Genomic DNA, 19,486 nt, shown 5'->3' with positions numbered 1-19,486 from the left:
TATATAATATAATTTTTTCTAAAAGCTAGATCTAAAGAGTACCAATTACTCTAGTTATGTTGACATCTTTTTGACTTGCAGCCGCAAGCGCTAATAAATTTAGTGATGCGAACATGCTTGAATGAACCAATGGCGTACTCTGAGAATCATCAGCTATTGCTGTGCTGTCATGACGCTTCTCTCTTTTCGCAGAAGGAGAGGCGGAACCTTCCGATGGTGCTTCTTTACGCTTTGTATTTTTAACAACAGGCTCAATAACGACACACTCACCATCATCAACATTTTCACTGATAATAATAGAGGATTCTTTGCTATTATTTATCGTTAGATCAATGATTTCACTGTCGGAATCATCTATGACTTCTATGCTTGCTGATTGATGATCATCTTCTTGTTTTTGTGGTAATTTGTCCTTATGAGCAGAGGTGGGGCTTTTCTGCACGATGACGACCTCTAAATCATCATCGTGATTAACAGCAATAGCACCTGCAGACTTGGCCTTAGCTTTTCCTTCCGATTGGCTAACAGGCTCAATGTGATCAGATCCTAGTATACTAGCACCAGATGATAGGTGTTTGGCGGTGCTAAGATCAGACGGCCGAACTTGTCTTTCTGGACGTGAAGGTGCTGAACCTTCAGAACGTGCTTCTTTGGCCTTTGGGTCGGAGAAAGCCATAGGTAGCCCATCATATGATTCAGCGTCCGAAGCAATAGCTACAGCCTTGGGAGAGATGCTTGTACTGGCAGTTAACTCTTCTGCATGCATATTAGTAGAGAGCCTTCGTCTTGCATTGAAATCCTTTTCGCTATGTCCATAAGAAATTGGTACTGATGGTTGTAAGCCATTATCATCATTTGGATCATTAGGTTTCATTCCTATCAAAGATGCAGAAAACATACTATTTTCAGCCAGCATTTCAGTTTCAGTTACTGCTATAGGTAGTGTGTCTAAAAAGTCCAGGTCAGCAGAAAGGGTGTGATTCAATTCAGCCTGAGGCGTGCTTTCAACTAAAGTATTATTGGTAGGATCTTGACTCTGCTTAGCTAGTAAATCTGTTATCTGCATAAATTCAAACTCTGCAATAGCGGATTCGTTTGTCCAGCCTTCTTGTGCAAGGGTGGCTCTGGTCTTTTCTGATGATGCGTGCCGTAGTCCATAGAGGTCTAATATTTTGCCATCTCCGCCAAGATGCATTCCTAAATTAACAAATAATTTCAATATAGGTTTAGTTACCTTTTTAAAATGAGTTTCGTGCATATCTTCACCATTAGACATTAATATTTCTACAGGGGTTTTAGACTCTGATCCTACAAGGGCCGCCTTTCTTGATGATTCAATACTGTATAAGGGTTTTAAAGACTCAAGATCCCACATCTTCTTTGAATATTTGGGAAGTACAAGATAAGAGTAGCGTGCAATATAGTGAAAAATTGACCAGCCCCATGCGTCTAGTAGATTTTTCGTAAGATAGGGCAAGATAGGGTTGAGACTCTCTATGGGTAAATGGCTATAGCTATGTTTCTCGAGTAACAGCATGAAGAAATCTCGCTTGCCCTTTCCGCATTGTATATTGGTAGGGCATCCTGCTTCAATTAAAAGGGATATCCTGCTCAAGGCCTCAGAAAGTGGGAAATTGACACACAGGTGGAGGGGAGATACTGTTTTGTCATGTTGCCCAGGGGAGATAGCTTGAAAAACTCGATATATATTATCTAACATCTTGAGTGTTTCTGATTCAGTGGATCCCAGTGTGTTAGGTTTTACCCAAAAAGCATCAATAGGCGAGTTTAAACGACTATGCGCACCGAAAGTACCAACCGGCTGTATTCCTTCTGGAAAAATGATATCTTCAGGTTTCTTTAGGTAGTCAGCAAGTGATGGGGCTTGTTGAATAAAGGGTTTCAATGTATCAGCAGAAGCATGTGCTAGCATAACAGCTAGCAATATAGGTGTTGGCAACCCATCTTTCATATATTGATGATAGTCTGGAGCCAGCTTTAAAAAGTAAGGGTTTTCTAGTGGATTGACTGTTGCAACGGATCTAACAAATAAAGTATGCGCATTATCTGAGATTGAAATAGAATTTTTAAATATTGGGTGAGTGCTAGTCGCCTGTTGCTGGGCCCAAAATTCTAAGAATTTCTGCAAAAGAAGATAGTTACTATTAAAACCAGTAATCATGATGTGTCTAAAAATCGAAGCAACTCTTAGACCCACAACAATATTTGGATCAGAGATAGTAGACATATATGCAGCATCCCTAATATACAGTTCTGGTGCACTGCTATCAGAACCCGTGCGGCCTAAAAAATCATTAGCAGAGGATATTGGGGAGGCCATAACAAAATCTTGCTCAGGAATGGACTCTAGCACTTCCTTGAAATAACCAGCCGCTTTTTCAAAGTCAAGATTTGGTTCACTCATTAACACGATAATGGTTCCCAGGCCCCCGCTTCTAAATTGCTCTGTGATTGCTTGAACGGGGATCGAATGTTTTTTTAGCCAGGCTACATATTCAGTTTTAGTTTTATAATTCACAGAACTTGTAGCTTTTCTAGTGATAGCATCCTTCCAATGGAACAGATGATCACAAACCATGTAATGCTTTAATTGATATAGTTTATTGGCAAAACGTTCACTTGGAGATATAGATTGTAAGGATGTATGAATTTTTTTAATAGCATCGGGGAATAAGTTTGTAGACGTTTCATAGTAGAATCTAGCCAAATCTTTGATTGTGCGATCAGGGACTAATGCTAGCGACATTTCAGTTTTTGAATCTACCTCTCTGTTCTGAGATTTTTTTTGTCCTCGCAGGGTGATGGGGCGGCTATAAGCCTCCAGAAAGCTAGTGCAATATTCTGGCTTAAAGATGAGGAGAGTAACATATAATTTAGCAGCAAGCTTGTGGTCTTTGACTATTAGTGACTGATTGGTTTCCCAAGATGACCTTAGCAAAGAGCAATGGTTTAATGTCGCCTCTTTTAATAACCTAGCATAGCATGGTACCGATGCTTCTGTTAGCTTGTCAATGCTAAAGGTTTGGAGGAGGGCTGATTCAAGTTGATAAATATTAAATTTAACCCCTTCGGCAAAACAGACTTTAATGGAGTCATCTGTCAATGGCTCCTGCAAAAGCCTTATGAGATTGCCTTTGATGTCTGCCATAAATGCTGCCGGCTCATTTTGAGTGGTTAAACGGACTTTGAGTGCTTCTTCTTGCGTTAAAACATTAGCATATAGAGCAGTGAGTGATGTGATTAAGTCATCTATTGAGGGTGATTCAGGTATCGCTTGTATATGCTCGGTGCCAAGATTCTGTTGGAGAACTTGCATTCTTTGCAAGAGACGGTGTATCAGGTTTTCTTCTGACATAGTGATATATGATGTCACTTTGGCTGTTTTCTTTCCTGCCCCTGAGGTGCTTGTTTTTTTAAGCAGCGCCTCAATATGACTCAGTGTATTGCTAACACTAGCTATTGTTCGGTTTGTTTCTTCAGCAGGGCCTGCGTCTTGACTGGAAGAAGCGTGAGCAGAAGTTTTCTTTTTTGAAGAGGTTTTTTTGATCCCTAGATCTGGGAATCTTTTCATGATGTCTATCGCCATCTCATCTAGTATCGATAGGGTATATTCTTCATCTACACCTGCTGCCTTGGATCGTTTGATCAAAGATTCGCACTTTTCTGTTAAGGAAGAGTTTGGTTGATAAGACATATGGTAAGGCGCTATTCTCTCCTTAGGTTGGTAGTCAGCTGGAGTGTCATTCTGAGTGAGTTGTGTCGGATCTTCCACACCAAGTGTATTGGCCTCAGTATCCAGCGCTCCTGTTATTTCATCAATATCCGTAACACTTTTCTGGGTTTTTAGGTAGTTAAATTGCACATAATCCTGATGTGTCTTACCCGAACATGGTCTCACTCCCCGCCCCAGACTTTGTAGAATACCCCCTTCCACAGCAGATGGTGTACAGTTAAATACAACACTAATAGGGGGCGCATCCAGTCCAACTGCGGCTGCCTTCACACCCACTATAATACGGGAGTGATTATTTCGTATAGCCTCAAGCATAACATGACGTTCTTCAGGTGTACTATCTGAAGTATAGGGCATAGCAAACTGAGTGATAGCGTCGCTTTTTAGCGCAGGGTGATCCTTCCAGTTAAATTCTACATAAGCCTCATTTAAATGGGTACATAATGCTTTGGCAAGCGCAACACCAGGAACCAAGATCATTGCGGTTTGGCCAAACCAGTGATGATTATATCTATTTTTACCTTTAGCGTATACTTCTGTAATGGCGCGGAAATAGTCCGGCTGATGTAACAGCTTTTGTAGCGCGTCTTGCTCGTAGTCACCACTGCTGTGAGAAATCCTTATTTTAGTATCAGCCGACTTTTTCACAGGCATTTCTACATGGCTGAATACGGCAGGGACCAATAACTTGTACTGTATAGCGGTTGGTAGCGGCAAATGGGGTAGTGAGACAACCTTAGATACTTTTGCGGCTTCATCTTTGACACTGGTGATTGCACCACATGGATAACTGGCCGTTGCTGACGATAATATCAATTGCTTAAAATGTAAATTCTGTATTAAGAAATCAGCTGGATCTGCTCGAAAGGAGCTATGTGCTTCATCGTAAACAGCGGTAAGACTGCAGTCTTTTGACCAATTGGTTAAAAATGTTTTCTTTTTAGAGCCATCGCTTTCTTCTCTAACCATACGTGCCATCCCTTGCTGACAGGCTAAAATGACTTTTGTGGAGAGTAAACTTGGCTTATATTTCTGAGCTATAATATCATTGATGCTCACAGCACGTACTGGTTCTGTATTTAGGATGGTTGCATACGACACCATCCTCTCATTCCAGTCATCAAGAGACTTTTTAAGAATGGCCAGTGTTGGAACAATAATGAATCCTTTTTTCTGTCTAAGTTTATCCCGCAGGCCTGGATTGTCCTTAGGTTCTGCAACCAAAAGGTACAACATTAATGAAAAGGTATGTGTTTTTCCTGTTCCGGTAGCAAGGCTGAGTATCGCGGATAGTATCTCGTCTGGGTTATTGGATATAGCTTTATAAAATGCAATGATTTGTTGTAATTGTATCGGCCTATTATATTGAAAGCTTTTTCCCTTAGTGAGAAGTATCATGATTCGATCTCTCATATAAGAATAATCACATGGATCATTAATGGATTGTAACTGCTCAATTAATTGCTCATAAGACTCATCTTTATTTTCAAATATATGGTAGTGCATCATGCTATCCTATTACTATTCATTATAACTCACCGTAGCACTTTCACAGGCTTTCAGCAAGCAACCACAACACTTGACGAATAAAAACAAACAAAAACAAACAAAAACAAACAAAAACATAATATTAAAGTGACGTATAAATTATAACTGTTAGGCATTCATGACATAAGAAGCTGGGTTAAGACCCAAATGGTTGTGACGGGAACTGAGCATTAGTGAGTGTACTATATTAATGCTGCATTTTTAGGCTAGCAACGATGCTTGTGCAGCGGGTTACAATGATATATGAGATGTGTATGAATATGAGTAAAAGGCCTTTATTGAAAACTATTTGAATAAATCTGTCAAAAAAAACATACAAGCTATAACCAAGGTGACCAATTTTGGAAATAGCAATAAAAAGTAAAGTATATTAATGATGATGCGGCAAAGCGAACAGAGGGTTTGAAAGAACAGCTTGCTGATTTACAGAGACTTTACGCTGATTTAGAAACAGCACAAAAAGAGATCGTTCAAGAAACCAATAACTTAAACAATAAGAGCAGCTTGCTAGAGTATCTATATAGCACTAGATTGAGCAACGAGGCGAGTTTTAAAGAGAATCAAATCAGCGAAGTATTGGCAAGACCACTAGGTCCAGCGCAAGATGTTACAGAAGAAGCATTAGGTCAAGAAAGCCTAGAAGCAGAGCTGGGTATTGATGATTCGCTGCCGTTTAAACTCGTGACACAATCTGATTTAAAGCGCATGGTGACAACAGAGCTTGGTGATGAGGAAGCAAATAAGGAACTTGAGGAGTTAGAATTAGAACTAGAGAAGTTAGAATTAGAGCTAGGGGAACTAGTGGCTGATGAACCAACGGATAGAGAGCTTGAAAAAGAAATCGCCATAGCAAAGGACATGATAGAGATAACCGAGGAGGTTAACTCAACAATGAGGGGTAATTTAGCAATACTAGAGGAGCCAGTAAAAGAAGTAGAACAAAAGTGTAAGGAATATAAGTCTATGTTTGAACCTTTAACTGGACCTAAAGGAATATTTAACAAAACATTTTTTCTCTTATCTTTGCCACCGCAAGATCAAGGAAAAATTAGGGATCATATTATAGACTTGTATCGCGAAAACGATCGTTTAAGTAACATTCTAGATCAGTTAAATACATCGATGGGTGGAAAGTCTGAGGAGGCTTATGATTTATCTGAGAACATGTCAGAAATCATGCAGGGGAAAATTGCTCATACTATTGATCAGCTTAATTTAAAACAAGAAGGGCTTTTGGACATTATGAGTGCAACAGACACAGTTGATGACGATGAAACATATGATGTTCTTAAAGATCTTGGTATAGTTGACGTGTTAGGTGGTATTGATCTTGAAGATCCCAATGATATATTTCGCGAATAAGGTGTCTCTGAAGCGCCTGAAGAGGATCCAATATTAAAGACATTTCGTGAAATGGGAACATCTGAAGACGCTCCACTGCCAGAAGAAGTGAAGGAAAGCCACCTAGACAAATTGAATTTAGAAGACCTCTGTAAGCTTTTACTATCAGCTCACAAGCAAACAGAAGTATTATCAAAAGTGGTAGAAACTGCAGATCGTGCCTATGATACATCTGCTAGGTTAATCAAGACAGCAAAACCATACGAGCTTAACAAGCTTGAAGGACAATATTCGTCTATGAGTAGTGAAGATTTAACTGGAGCAGTGTTACAAGCACAAGGGAAAATGAAACAAACAATCAGTGATGTAAATAACTACTTGACGGTATCAGAAAAAGAATTCGATGGGATGAATGATTACTTTGTATATTATGATGAGATATTAGAACCTTTGTTACATGACAATCATACAGCAGAAGTAGGGAAAAGTATTGTTGCAACTCCGGATGGTGACACGCTATTAAATGACAACTTTGAGTTTGATGAAGAGGCTATTAGCGCATTAACAGACAATCAGAAAAGAGAAATTGTCATGGCACTAGAGTTAGCTAATAATGCTGCAAGTGGTATGATGAAAAAGTCAAGTAACCCGATTCAAAACTTTTTTAGAGCGCTGCTAGAAACAATGCGCAGTATATTTTCATTTAAAAGAGATAAAGAGCAGAAACATTTGAATCGTACTTCATCTATTATTTCTCCTGTTCATGCTGAGAATGTCAATAGAGAAAATAAATATGGTGCTGGTCATACAATGAATCCTCCAAAAGAAATGGCTGCTGAAAAAGAATCATCACCTAAGCCCTAATAATCATCTTAGGTTACTGGATGAGAGATCCTATTAGCAATAGATATTTTATCTCATGCTTAATGACTATACAACGTCTAAGATGGGTCTAGATTCATTAAACTCATCTTCTGACATTTTGTCTGACTGACAGAGATATTGGCTAACTCGAATATTCCAATTATCATTACCTTGCGTATCTGGACACAATAGCTGTCGTGCATTCCACATGCTAGTTTTGGGTATGTCTACAGTGCTAACTAATATTCTCTGTCTAAGTTCTTCATTGGGAAACAAATGGCCATGCCCACTATTTTCTTTACGTAAACCTATTACATCTGCTAATTCTTTGTGCGTTATATCACAAATACCTTCATTTTTAAGTAGTGTAGCAACGCCGTATGCTTTCAATCCATCTTGAGGTGGCAAGAATCACCAACAGGCTATTAGATAGTCAAGATGTATCAGTACAGTTACATCAACACGTTGATGGTCAGGCACTTCAAGGATCCGTGTTAAAAGATTTTATGTTAACGATTTTCAATAAGGTAGAGACTACTGAGCATAGTATAACATTCTCAAAAGATGTATTTGATGGAGAGATTGCCGTGAATAAAGACAATCTTGCTCTGATTAAGAAAAGCGTGAATAAGTTTGAAGAGGCCCAAAGTTTTGCTGATTTGGCAAACGAATTCGGTGTTACGGGGCCACTAGCAACAGTGATAGTTACTCGAGGTCCATAATCTCTTGCAGGAAATGGGTGATCATGGCATGATTGAGACGTTATGCTTACTATTAAAAACATCCCTCAGCATCCTTATCACGACCAAAACTTGGTGGATATCAATATAAATAGTGGCCAAATTCTATGGCTATCAGGTTTGAATGGTAGTGGTAAAACCACGGTTCTCAGGATTTTAGCACAAGAGATTAAGGTGCCTGATGTCAGGGTCGATGTTGAGGCTTGCTATATTTCAGCAACGCCTTTATTGTTGTATGGCTTGACTGTGGCAAGTCAGGTTAACTATTATCAGATGCTATCTGAAAAAGAGGGTGTTAGACTTAACTGGTTGGATCATTGCTTAGATAAACCCGTAGAGGAGTTATCGAAGGGGCAGGCTCAAAAGTTGAGTTTGATGCGTCTTTGCTGCAGTCGTGCTCGTTTGTGGTTATTAGATGAACCGTTTAATGGATTGGATCAAGAGGGCGTTGCGGTTCTATGTTCGCTGTTAGAGCAGTATTTGGAGCGCGGGGGAGCCGTGGTGTATAGTTCTCATGCAGAGTTGTGGCGATATGATCAAGAAGTATGTTTAAGCTCTTAAGGTTAGAATTAAGTCGGGTAAGGTTTTATTTACCATCAATACTGGCATTTTTAATGATGGTAGCGATGTTTATGCTGATTGTGCAACAAATCAGTCAGCAGGACCAAAAGGTGTGGGGTTATTTGCCGTGGATCGCCTTGGTAGCTAACCGTTGGTATCATGCGTATATGTTGCCTGGTTGGTTAAGATTGGTTGGGAAGCATGAAGACTATTATGCTCTTTTGACAAAGTCTTATGTGATGATGAGCTTGGTGCTAAATATGCCACTGGCTTTTATATTATCATCTAATACATCATGGGTATCACTGTTGGTTTGTTGGGTTGTGTTGGATATTATGGGATTTTTGCTGCATTGCGTGACGAGTTTGGTGTCTCAAGGGGCTGGGGTTTTGGTGGTGTATTTAATGTTATTACCATTATTGTATCCTTGGATGGTGTTTGCAAGCATGGCACTGATGGGGCAGCTTGTGATGGTAAAATTGTTATTTGGAGTTTGGATCTTGCAGTATACATTGGGTGCATACTTGTATGATTTATGCTTTAAAGTGGGGGAGATCAGAGAGTAATGGTTGCTTATAGGTAATAATGGTGATAATATTCAAGAAATTTAGGCGCGTAGCTCAGTGGTAGAGCACCACCTTGACATGGTGGTGGTCGGTGGTTCGATCCCACTCGCGCCTACGATCCTTTAAGTAAAGAGACAGAATAGTGCAGGAAACAGTATTTGAGCGTTTGAAGGCGCAAGATAAAAAGGTTGCAAAAAAAGCCATTGCAGCAAGATGTAATGGTGAGTTGGTTGATTTGAATCGACATGTCACTGGTGATATCGAGCCAGTTTTTCCATCAGATGAAGCAGGCGTTGATATTATCCGCCATTCTACGGCGCATCTTTTAGCGATGGCTGTTAAAGAGCTTTATCCCGATGTCCAGATTACTATCGGTCCTGTTATTTCAGAAGGCTTTTACTATGACTTCGCTTTTGCAGATGATACGGTTTTAACACCAGACACTTTTCCATCGATTGAAAAAAAGATGCGCCAGTTGGTGAAGAAAAACTTTTCTTTAGAACGTGAAGAGATTTCTCGTGATGATGCAATTGCCTATTTTGAGTCTATTGGTGAGAAATATAAAGCAGAGATTATTCGTGACATTCCTGAAGGGGAGATGTTAACGATTTACAATCAAGGTGGTTTTAAAGACCTATGCCGAGGCCCGCACGTGCCAACAACGGGCAAATTGGGGGCATTTAAGTTATTGAAGTCAGCAGGTGCTTACTGGAGAGGGGACTCAAACAATCCAATGCTTCAGAGAGTTTATGGCACTGCATGGGCGACACAAGAAGATTTGGAGAAGCATTTAACACAGCTTGAAGAGCGTGAGAAGAGAAATCATAAGAAGATTGCAGAGCAAGCAGACTTATTCCATTTTCAGCCTGAGGCACCAGGCATGGTGTTCTGGCATCCTAAAGGTTGGCAGGCTTATCAGGCAATCATTCGTTATGTGAGAGATTATTATTTAGAGCAAGACTATCAAGAAGTTAATACGCCAATGTTAATTGACTGCTCTTTATGGGAAAAATCGGGTCACTGGGATAAGTTCCAAGAGAATATGTTTGGGGTTGAAAGCGATAAGCGTCACTATGCGATTAAACCCATGAATTGCCCAGGTCATATTCAGGTTTTTAACGATAAGTTAAGAAGCTATAGAGATTTGCCGTATCGAATGGCAGAGTTTGGGGTATGCCATCGCTATGAGCCCTCGGGAACTTTGCAAGGGCTGATGCGTTTGCGTGCATTTGTGCAAGACGATGGGCATATTTTCTGTACAGAAGAGCAAATTGAATCAGAAGTGATGGGGTTCATTGAACAAGCCATGGCAATTTATAAGCATTTTGGTTTTGATGATATCAAAATTCGCTTGTCAACCAGGCCTGAGAAGCGTGTGGGGTCAGATGACATATGGGATCATGCAGAATCTGTTTTAGAAAAGATTTTGAACCAAAGTGGACTACCTTGGGAGTTATCAGCTGGTGAAGGTGCATTTTATGGGCCTAAGTTAGAGTTCAACTTGAATGATTCACTTGGGCGTGTTTGGCAGTGTGGTACTGTGCAGCTTGATTTCTCAATGCCTGAGCGTTTGGGGGCGAGCTATATCAACCAGGCTGGTGAAAAAGCAGCTCCTGTGATGTTGCATCGTGCGATCTTAGGGTCCTTAGAGCGGTTCTTTGGGATTGTGATTGAAAATACTGGAGGCTGGCTGCCTATTTGGTTGGCACCAGTTCAAGCTGTTGTTGCAGGGATTAGTGACAAACAAGCTGGGTATGTTGAGACCGTATACAAAGCGCTCAAAAAGGCTGGAATACGGATTCAAAGAGATGTACGATCAGAAAAGATTGGTTATAAAATTAGAGAACATACATTGGCTAAGGTGCCTTACATGATTATTGTAGGTGACAAAGAGGCTAGTGAAAAGACAATTAGTGTTAGAGGCGGTCAAGGTGATAAATTTGATGGCATTACTTTAGAGCAGTTTGTAGAGATGATCCAAAGGGGGTAAAAAGCATAGCATGGCAGGTGTAAAATTTAAATTAGGCAGGCAGATACGAGGTGATAAAAGTGGCCAGGTCCGCTATATTGACCATGAAGGGAACCAACATGGCGTTATTGATGTCGCTAAAGCCAGAGAGCATGCAGAAGGTGTCGGGTTGTCATTGGTAGAAGTGGATCCAAATGGACAGCCACCCGTGTGCAAAGCGTTAGATTACAACCGCTTTCAGTACGAAAAGAAAAAGAAAGCAAAGGGTGGTGGCAGTGCTGTTGTTAAGAAGGATAAAGAGGTTAAGATCAATACCTCTACTGGGGACAATGACTACCAGATCAAAGTTAGAAAGATTATCCAGCTGTTAAACATTGGGCACCGTGTGAAAGTAACAATACGTTTCCGTTTCAGGCGTGATCAGAGTCAAAAAGTTGCAACCCCTGAAATTGTGGGCCGCGTGGTTGAAGATTTAAAAGAGCACGCAAAAGCAGAGTCTGAACCAAAGGTTGATATGCGGCAGGCTACGGTCTACTTTTTGAAAAAGAAGTAGTCGATTATGTCTGATGTGATCATGCGTTTGGTGACTGCAGAGCATGATGCTCGAGGTTTTGGATTTTCTTACCCAACGGTTGAAGATGTTATTCAGCAGATTCAAGATGAATGCCAAGAGGTGTTGGATGCCATATCTCAAAATGAGTCAGTAGAGCGACAACAAGAGGAAATTGGTGATTTAATGCATGCAGCAATGGCTTTGTGTTACCACCAGGGATATAGTATTGATGAATCGCTGAGCTTATCATTGGACAAGTTTGAGAAGCGCATGGGGGCACTAAAATCTATTGCAAGAGACAAGGATTTGGCAAGCCTGGAGGGCCAGTCGCTTGATCAAATGTTAGTGCTCTGGAAGCAGGCAAAGAAAGCCGTGGGGTAATCACTTCATGGGAGCAGGGAAGTAGCTTTTTCTGACTATGGTTTCTTGACCAAGTGACCGCCTTGTTCGGTAGTTATTGCTGTTCTTGTCACATTTGGCTGGGGCGGTTCTTGTTTACTATTACTATCAGGCTCATCCGAGCGAGTGTAGCTTTCGTTACCCAGATCTTCGTAGGTTGTAGGTGATAAGTATGTCCCCCGATTGCGGCTAAAATATGAAAGCAGGTTGCTGGCAGCTTGAGTGACTCTTTGAAAAAATTTAGGATTGACATTAGAGCCTGCTTCTACAGTTGTGTCGTTTACAATTACAAAGTCATGTTTATCTTCTGGTGGCGGCGGGGCATCCATTAAGTGCTCAGCTTTGCTTTCAAGGCTACTGGGGGTTTCTTTTGATAGCTGAGTGCGCTTCTCCAGGAAGCGTGCGTATGCATCTGCATTTGCTCGTAGTTTCTTTCTCTTGGTATTTTTAGCTCCTTAATTAATACATATTGTTATAGTGCTAATAATTAATTTGGAAGAATCATTTGGTTTTAATGCTCAATAGATTCTGTTTTGGGGGTGCGCTGTAAGGACAAGGTGCCATTCCGTGCTCATGTTTTTCTTTTATGTGGTTCATTTGTACTAGCATGACACAGGTTGCTCAAGATGCTATATAGCTATCTGGTAGTTGGGACGATGATGCTTCCGAGGTGAAGATAAATAAGTGATTCATTTGTAAATAATTAGCAATAAGCCTTGACAATGAGGCGCTAACATCATAGATTATGTGTAAAATTACCGAAGGGTTGTATATATGGCTACGAAAGCAAAAACCAACAAAGGCGCAGTTAAGCGTTTTCGTGCAAACAGTGCGGGTACGTTGATCAAGAGAAGACGATCAGGGCGCAGTCACATCTTGACAAAAAACAGTCAGGATAGTAAGCGTCGTTTGAGATGTCAGTCTGGATTTGTGAGCGCAAGTAACGTTCTGCGAGTTGTGCGTATGTTAAAGAAAAAAGTTGTTTCTGTTATCAAGAAAAAATGAGGTAGGATATGTCAAGAGTAAAACGCGGCGTTGTCGCAAATCAGCGTCACAAAAAGGTTCTTAAAAAAGCCAAAGGTTATTACGGTGCTAGAAGTCGTGTCTATCGTGTTGCCAAGCAGGCAGTGATTAAAGCTGGACAGTATGCTTACAGAGACAGACGTCAGCGCAAAAGGGAAATGAGACAGTTGTGGATTGCAAGGATAAACGCTGCAACTAGGTTGGCAGGCTTGAGCTACAGTCGCTTCATGCATGGTCTTAAAATTGCTGGAATTGAGTTGGATCGCAAGATCTTAAGTGATATGGCTATTTTCAATCCAGACGCTTTCGCCGAATTGGTTTCTCAGGCTCAGCAAGCGCTAGATAAGGAATAGCAATGGATGCATCTGTTAAAGCCTGTCAGTCAGCATTAGCAGATCTAGAAGCGAACGATAAGCTGATCGCCCATGAGGTTGATCAGCTTAAATCATTTTATCTGGGTAAGAAAAGTCAGATTTCTCAGCAATATCAGTCATTGGCAAAGCTACCTCCTGAAGACAAGAAATCTCAAGGTAAAGCGCTGAATGATGTAAGAATGGCATTAAATGCTCTCATACAAGAAGGTTATGCAAGAGCTGAGAAAATCGCAGTGAACAAGCTTTTGGGGAAAGGCGTTGATATTACTGCTGCAAGTAAAGTAAGAAAACCAGGATCACTACATCCACTCACAATTGCATACCAAGAAATGGTGGCTATTTTGCAAACGATGGGGTTTGTTATTGAGTCTGGACCTCATATTGAAGATGACTATCATAATTTTACAGCACTTAACTTTCCTGAAGATCATCCGGCAAGGACGATGCATGATACGTTCTATTTAAAAGATTCGGAGCGATTGTTAAGAACCCATACATCCACTGTACAAGTGCATATTCTGAATCGTCAGGAACCACCGTTGAGAATTGCAACACCAGGTCGAGTGTACCGTTGTGATCATGACCCGACGCATTCGCCTATGTTTAATCAATTGGAATGTTTGGTTGTTGAGCCAGGATGTAACTTTTCCCAACTCAAGTGGCTACTGCTAAAGTTTTGTGAGGCGTATTTGGGTAAGCCGTTAGATTATCGTTTTCGCCCATCCTTTTTCCCTTTTACAGAACCTTCTGCAGAGCTGGATATTGTATGGGGAGACAAGTGGTTAGAGTTGGCTGGATGTGGCATGGTGCATCCTAATGTGTTGTCTGAAGCGGGAATTGATACTGAGACGTTTCAGGGTTTTGCTTTTGGTATTGGTATTGATCGTTTGGCCATGATGAAATATGGCATTAATGACCTTAGGGTTCTATATGAGAACCATGTTGAATTTTTAGAGCAGTTTTAATATGTCCCTTACTATTTCCCCTAAATGGTTACAATCTTATTGTCAGATTGATGCAACCACTGAGCAGTTGGCCTCAATGTTGTCTGATTCTGGATTCGAAACAGAAGTGATTGATGATTTGTATATTGACCCTAAGCTAGTGATTGGTGAGGTATTGCAAGTTGAAAAGCATCCAAATGCTGATAAATTAAACCTCTGTAAAGTAGATATTGGTGGTGAGGTATTGTCTATCGTATGTGGATGTCCTACAGTTCCAAGTGCAAGGCTTGTGATTGTGGCACCAGTTGGAAGCACATTGCCTGGTATGATATTAAAGCCGGTTAAGTTACGCGGGGTTGATTCAGAAGGCATGATCTGTTCTTTACAAGAAATTGGGCTTGTTGAAGAAGGGGGAAAAGGCATTTATCATGTGAAAGAAGATTTATCAGCTGGTCAAAGATTGATTGATGTTCTTGAGCATGATGCTCGGTTGCTCGATATTGATGTGACACCCAATAGAGGTGACTGTTTGAGTGTCTATGGCATTGCGCGAGATTTAGCAGCCTCTCAGAAAGCAACACTATCGTCTTACCCTTCTGGTATTGATTTGGGCCTAGTTGTTAAAAGTTCAGAGTTATTGGGTAGGATGGCGGATGGTGTCAGCGGTTATGATGCCATGACAGGTACATTGGATCGAACGGCATCACCACCATTATATATGATTAATCGATTGCGACAGGCAGGAATGGGGTTGAATCATGTGGTGGTAGATATTCTAAACTATGTGATGTTAGAAATTGGTCAGCCAATGCACGCTTTTGATCAAAGATATTTAGACGGCCCTTTGTCTGTAACCCAGGGTGGGGAACAGTCACTGAAATTGTTAAATGATGAGGACTATAAGCCAAAAGCCTGGGATCTAATGGTCTGTGATCAAAAGGGGCCACAGGCGCTTGCTGGCATCATGGGGGGGATGGACTCTAGAATGTTGCCAGATAGTGACACGATTCAATTAGAGTCGGCGGTATTTTTTCCAAGATATATCGCAAAATCATTGCGCAACTGCCAGTTAAATAGCGATGCATCTTACCGCTATGAGAGAGGTGTGTCTATAGATTTGAACCAAACGGCACTGGCTTATGCAGCGAAATTGCTTGAGCGTTATGCAGGGGCTTCGTTTACAGCCTATCAAAGCTATAAGCTTGATGCAGAATTGGTGTCTGTCAGCATTTCAGTGGATAAAATCAACCGTTATTTGGGCACCACAATTCGTGAGGATGAGGTTCAGGATATATTGCAAAGACTGGGGATGGATGTTAGTGCCAATTGGAAGGTTAGCGTTCCATCATATCGTTATGATGTGTCAATGGATGTTGACATCATCGAGGAAGTAGCGAGGTTGTACGGATATAATAATATTGCATTAGAACCAATGCATTCAGAGTTAAACCCAGCCCCTTTGTCTAGAGATACAACAATGCAGTGCAAGCAAGCCATGGTACAGGCAGGTTATCAAGAAGTTGTTCAATTTAGCTTTGTATCGGAGCAATTAATTAATATTTTTCAAGGAGAGGGTGTCCCCGTTGTTCTAAGAAATCCCATTCATGCTGAATATAATTATATGCGAACCCATATATGGCAAAGTCTTATTTTGGCCGCACAGCACAATTACCAAAGGCAAATTACGGACATGAAGCTCTTCGAGGTTGGTGAAACCTTTTCAAGCCTGAAAGATGAGATTTCTGAGCCCACCAGTTTGGGTGCTATCTGTATTGGTCAGGTCAATCATGGCTATGGGCACCATGATGAGTGTGTGGACTACTATACCATGCAGTCACTAGCAAGAACGGCACTCTCCGCATATGGCATTCATCAATTCTTGCTGCAAGAGTGCAGTGATGGTGCTTTGCATCCGAAGCAGTCAGCCAATATTGTTTCTGAAGGTGTGGTTCTTGGCACAATTGGGATGTTGAACCCCAATGTTTGTCAAGTATTGTCATTGCCAGATACTGGTTTAATGGTCTTGCATTTAGATAGGCTGGCTTCCGGTCAACAGAACCCCATTCGCATACCATCAAAGTATCCTGCTGTGAGTCGTGATGTGACGATAACGGTTGGATTAGACGTTAAGGCAGGAGATATGCAGAACGATATTGTCTCAGCAGATATTCCATACTTAAAGACTATCGTGCTACAAGATATTTATTCTCAGAGTAGCGACGCAGTCAATATCACTTGGCGTATTGGTTTTCAATCAAGTGAAAAAACACTTTCGGATAAAAGTGTTGAAAAGTCAATGTTGGTGATTAGAGGTTTGTTGGATAATTATACTCAATCTTAATAGTCCGTTTTGGTGTGTTAGTATCTGCGATGATGGCTAATATGTTTTACGCCTGAAAATTCCATCTAAGTGTCATATTAGTCTTGAATTTATAATGCTTTTTTGTTATAACTCTTGTATATTTTTTATACGTTTTACTGGAGATGATAATGAGTACCTCAAACGATACGAAAGTACAGAAAACACTAACAAGAGCGATATTAACAGAAGAAGTGTCGTCGCAGATGGGACTAACCAGAATTGAAAGTGAGCAATTTGTAGAATCCTTATTTTCACTAATTGTAAACTCTTTAGCTAGAGGAGAGGAAGTTAAGATTTCTAGTTTTGGTAATTTTAAGCTTATCGATAAAGAGCCGCGTCCGGGAAGAAATCCTAAGACACTTGAAGAGTGTGTTGTTTCTGCTCGCCGCGTTGTGACCTTTAAGGCGGGTAATAAGCTGAAGAGTCTTATTCAGGAGCAGATTGAGTCTCTTGAAGCTGAAGAGATTGGCGAAGTATCTTAAAATTGATCATGTGACATCATGATGGACATTTCGTGATGTATGATTTAGAATCCATATATGTTTGAGGTTTTTCGGGGCGTGGCGCAGCTTGGTAGCGCGCTTGCATGGGGCGCAAGAGGTCGCTGGTTCGAATCCAGTCGTCCCGATATAAGGGGAAACTATGGAATTCCATTGGATGGTGCGTGTGGTGTTTGCAATGATTATTGCAGGCATGGAAATGCTATCGGTGTTGGCCTATAGTAAGCTGTACTTCTATCCATATTCATTGTCATTGGCTTGGGTAGCAACCCTGTCAGTTTTTTTAACCAGCATCCATTCAGTTTATAGAAATACGAAAAAAATTCAGAACATCTTCAATATTGAGCAAAAAATAGCCGGTGATGCGTACAGTGTGATGCATGTTGTGCTGTGCGCATTAACCGCGTTGGTAGGGTTTGTGACCAAGAGTTTTTCATTTTTGTTGTTGGGTTTTTCTCAAGATTCATATTACAGTTTTGTCTTGAACCGGTTGCCAATTGTTTACGCGATGTATGTGTTTTTAAATGCTTTGGCGGATGTGAAACGATGTACAGATGGTATGCAAGGTTGGGCTGTTGGAGATTTTTCAAATATATCATTGAAAGTCAGTGAATATGGTCATCAAGATCTTGTTGTGCTGTTCAGCATGATGCTTATCACATTGGTTACGTGCCATTTTAAGATGTTAGCAGTAACTTTAAGTATGGTAAGTTTGGTGAATCAATATGGCGGGATTTATCAGCCGTTGTATTTGTTCCGGCGTTTTTTGTACTTTCCCATTGTTGCCGTGGCATTGGGTAATAGTGTTAGAAGTTATGATAAAATTAAGTTGCTATCTAAGCATGCATATGATGTGGGTTTATGGGATATTTTAAGTTTATCGTGTGTGTTTGCAGCCTCTTTCACCAAAGCAATCTCTAGTAAGCTATTGGTTTATTCTTCATGGAATATGATGCCGGTGTTGTTTTTTGATGGTGCAGTTAATGGTATTCGTCAGTGTGGGGATGATTTGCCGTGTTGTCAGCAGGTGAAAAGATGATTGCTTATTTGGTTTTAATCCTTTTGGCTATGACCTCAATGGCACATGAACAATATGTCTTTCAGGATGTAGAGTCAGATGTGGTGGTGCAACATATTGGGAATATCCTGATAGTAAAAAGTAGTCAGCCTTTAACGCTAATGGAGCAGCCAAGAGTGCGACAATATAGTTATTTGGCAGATTGTACTGACGCGGATTGTATGTGGTTGCTACGGCCTGGCACAAGATATTTGGTTCGTCAAGATAGCGACAGGTTGGTCGTTGATTACTACGGTAAAGAAGAGAAGAAATCACAAATCCATATTTTATTAGATCCGGGCCATGGAGGGAAAGATCCCGGTGCCATTTCAAAAGATGGTCTTTTAGAAAAAGACTTGGTGTTGGCCTATGCCAAATTGGTGGCAGATTGTTTAAATAGTATTCCGGGCCTGCATGCAAGCTTAACGCGTGAAGTTGATCGTTATTTGGATAAATATGATCGTTTGAAAATGGCTATAGCGCAAAAGCCAGATTACTTCTTATCCATCCATGCTGATGCTTACTTGGATAGTCAGCCTAAAGGTATGGGGGTTTATTATATTGATAACAGTCAAGGGTCAAGCCAGAGTCAAGGCTTGCTTGCAAAAGAAGATGTCAGTCAGAAAAGTGTGGTGATAGAGGAGGCTCAAGCGTTGGCAATAGCATTTCTCCAGTGTTTTCAGGAGCGCTATGATTTACATACTCAAGCTCCAAAACCGGAGCCCTTTGTGGTTTTAAGGTCACCGTATACACCGTCCTTGTTAATGGAGCTTGGTTTTATTTCAAATCGAGAAGAGGCGGAAAAATTGGCAGATGAGGCGTATCAAATGCGGTTGGCAAAAGATATAGCGGGTGCATTAAAAGCATTTATTTATCAGAAAGAGGGTTTGATCCATGCAGGCGCAGTGGATTGATATTGCGTTGTAATTAG

18 protein-coding genes and 2 tRNA genes are annotated in these 19,486 nt (G+C 40.8%); 17 read left to right on the top strand and 3 right to left on the bottom strand.

Features of this window, described 5'->3' with window-relative positions; all coding sequences use genetic code 11:
- Positions 1 to 31 precede the first annotated feature (31 nt).
- A complete protein-coding gene (locus tag MKS91_RS00195; RefSeq protein WP_258568833.1) occupies positions 32 to 5,263 on the bottom strand; it encodes a DEAD/DEAH box helicase in 5,232 nt (1,743 codons plus the stop codon).
- Between the two features lie 441 nt (positions 5,264 to 5,704).
- Here MKS91_RS00195 and MKS91_RS00190 point away from each other — a divergent pair, with 441 nt between their 5' ends.
- Entirely contained in the window at positions 5,705 to 6,664 is a 960-nt protein-coding gene (locus MKS91_RS00190; RefSeq protein WP_258568832.1) for a hypothetical protein, read from the top strand.
- 51 nt (positions 6,665 to 6,715) lie between these two features.
- On the top strand, positions 6,716 to 7,507 hold the full coding sequence (locus tag MKS91_RS00185; RefSeq protein WP_258568831.1) for a hypothetical protein: 792 nt from the start codon (positions 6,716 to 6,718) through the stop codon (positions 7,505 to 7,507).
- A gap of 66 nt (positions 7,508 to 7,573) precedes the next feature.
- Here the strand turns inward: MKS91_RS00185 and MKS91_RS00180 are convergent, their stop codons facing one another.
- The gene (locus tag MKS91_RS00180; RefSeq protein ID WP_258568830.1) at positions 7,574 to 7,717 is read right to left on the bottom strand and encodes a hypothetical protein; all 144 of its coding nucleotides are present in this window, start codon (positions 7,715 to 7,717) and stop codon (positions 7,574 to 7,576) included.
- 170 nt (positions 7,718 to 7,887) lie between these two features.
- Between MKS91_RS00180 and MKS91_RS00175 the strand changes: the two genes are divergently transcribed.
- The 7 genes from MKS91_RS00175 (at position 7,888) to MKS91_RS00145 (ending at position 12,277) form a co-directional block, all read left to right on the top strand.
- Positions 7,888 to 8,229: a hypothetical protein gene (locus tag MKS91_RS00175; protein WP_258568829.1), complete on the top strand. Its 342-nt coding sequence runs from the start codon at positions 7,888 to 7,890 to the stop codon at positions 8,227 to 8,229.
- A gap of 42 nt (positions 8,230 to 8,271) precedes the next feature.
- Positions 8,272 to 8,808, top strand: a complete 537-nt coding sequence (locus tag MKS91_RS00170; RefSeq protein WP_258568828.1) for an ABC transporter ATP-binding protein — start codon at positions 8,272 to 8,274, stop codon at positions 8,806 to 8,808.
- Positions 8,793 to 9,374: a hypothetical protein gene (locus MKS91_RS00165; protein ID WP_258568827.1), complete on the top strand. Its 582-nt coding sequence runs from the start codon at positions 8,793 to 8,795 to the stop codon at positions 9,372 to 9,374. Before MKS91_RS00170 ends, MKS91_RS00165 begins: the two co-directional genes overlap by 16 nt.
- A 43-nt stretch (positions 9,375 to 9,417) precedes the next feature.
- Positions 9,418 to 9,489 (top strand) — tRNA-Val (locus MKS91_RS00160).
- Between the two features lie 27 nt (positions 9,490 to 9,516).
- The gene (gene thrS, locus MKS91_RS00155; RefSeq protein ID WP_258568826.1) at positions 9,517 to 11,364 is read left to right on the top strand and encodes a threonine--tRNA ligase; all 1,848 of its coding nucleotides are present in this window, start codon (positions 9,517 to 9,519) and stop codon (positions 11,362 to 11,364) included.
- Between the two features lie 10 nt (positions 11,365 to 11,374).
- Positions 11,375 to 11,896: a translation initiation factor IF-3 gene (gene infC / locus MKS91_RS00150; RefSeq protein ID WP_258568825.1), complete on the top strand. Its 522-nt coding sequence runs from the start codon at positions 11,375 to 11,377 to the stop codon at positions 11,894 to 11,896.
- A 6-nt stretch (positions 11,897 to 11,902) separates the two neighbouring features.
- On the top strand, positions 11,903 to 12,277 hold the full coding sequence (locus MKS91_RS00145) for a MazG nucleotide pyrophosphohydrolase domain-containing protein (protein ID WP_258568824.1): 375 nt from the start codon (positions 11,903 to 11,905) through the stop codon (positions 12,275 to 12,277).
- A gap of 35 nt (positions 12,278 to 12,312) precedes the next feature.
- Here the strand turns inward: MKS91_RS00145 and MKS91_RS00140 are convergent, their stop codons facing one another.
- Complete coding sequence (locus MKS91_RS00140) at positions 12,313 to 12,624, bottom strand: hypothetical protein (RefSeq protein ID WP_258568823.1); 312 nt, start codon at positions 12,622 to 12,624, stop codon at positions 12,313 to 12,315.
- Between the two features lie 445 nt (positions 12,625 to 13,069).
- Between MKS91_RS00140 and rpmI the strand changes: the two genes are divergently transcribed.
- From rpmI to MKS91_RS00100, 8 genes are all read left to right on the top strand, one after another.
- The gene (gene rpmI / locus MKS91_RS00135; protein ID WP_258568822.1) at positions 13,070 to 13,300 is read left to right on the top strand and encodes a 50S ribosomal protein L35; all 231 of its coding nucleotides are present in this window, start codon (positions 13,070 to 13,072) and stop codon (positions 13,298 to 13,300) included.
- 8 nt (positions 13,301 to 13,308) lie between these two features.
- Positions 13,309 to 13,671: a 50S ribosomal protein L20 gene (rplT, locus tag MKS91_RS00130; protein WP_258568821.1), complete on the top strand. Its 363-nt coding sequence runs from the start codon at positions 13,309 to 13,311 to the stop codon at positions 13,669 to 13,671.
- A 2-nt stretch (positions 13,672 to 13,673) separates the two neighbouring features.
- Positions 13,674 to 14,657, top strand: coding sequence for a phenylalanine--tRNA ligase subunit alpha (pheS, locus tag MKS91_RS00125; RefSeq protein WP_258568820.1), 984 nt, complete (start codon positions 13,674 to 13,676; stop codon positions 14,655 to 14,657).
- A gap of 1 nt (position 14,658) precedes the next feature.
- Positions 14,659 to 16,977, top strand: a complete 2,319-nt coding sequence (gene pheT, locus MKS91_RS00120; protein ID WP_258568819.1) for a phenylalanine--tRNA ligase subunit beta — start codon at positions 14,659 to 14,661, stop codon at positions 16,975 to 16,977.
- A 149-nt stretch (positions 16,978 to 17,126) separates the two neighbouring features.
- Positions 17,127 to 17,480 (top strand): integration host factor subunit alpha, encoded by a 354-nt coding sequence (locus MKS91_RS00115; RefSeq protein ID WP_258568818.1) that lies wholly within the window; start codon positions 17,127 to 17,129, stop codon positions 17,478 to 17,480.
- A 72-nt stretch (positions 17,481 to 17,552) separates the two neighbouring features.
- Positions 17,553 to 17,626, top strand: a tRNA-Pro gene (locus MKS91_RS00110).
- A 14-nt stretch (positions 17,627 to 17,640) separates the two neighbouring features.
- Positions 17,641 to 18,537, top strand: a complete 897-nt coding sequence (locus MKS91_RS00105; protein ID WP_258568817.1) for a hypothetical protein — start codon at positions 17,641 to 17,643, stop codon at positions 18,535 to 18,537.
- Entirely contained in the window at positions 18,534 to 19,469 is a 936-nt protein-coding gene (locus tag MKS91_RS00100) for an N-acetylmuramoyl-L-alanine amidase family protein (protein ID WP_258568816.1), read from the top strand. Before MKS91_RS00105 ends, MKS91_RS00100 begins: the two co-directional genes overlap by 4 nt.
- Positions 19,470 to 19,486 lie beyond the last annotated feature (17 nt).

This window comes from Candidatus Synchoanobacter obligatus, from assembly GCF_024259865.1.
GTDB lineage: Bacteria > Pseudomonadota > Gammaproteobacteria > Comchoanobacterales > Comchoanobacteraceae > Synchoanobacter > Synchoanobacter obligatus.
This window is presented reverse-complemented; position numbering and strand designations above follow the sequence as displayed.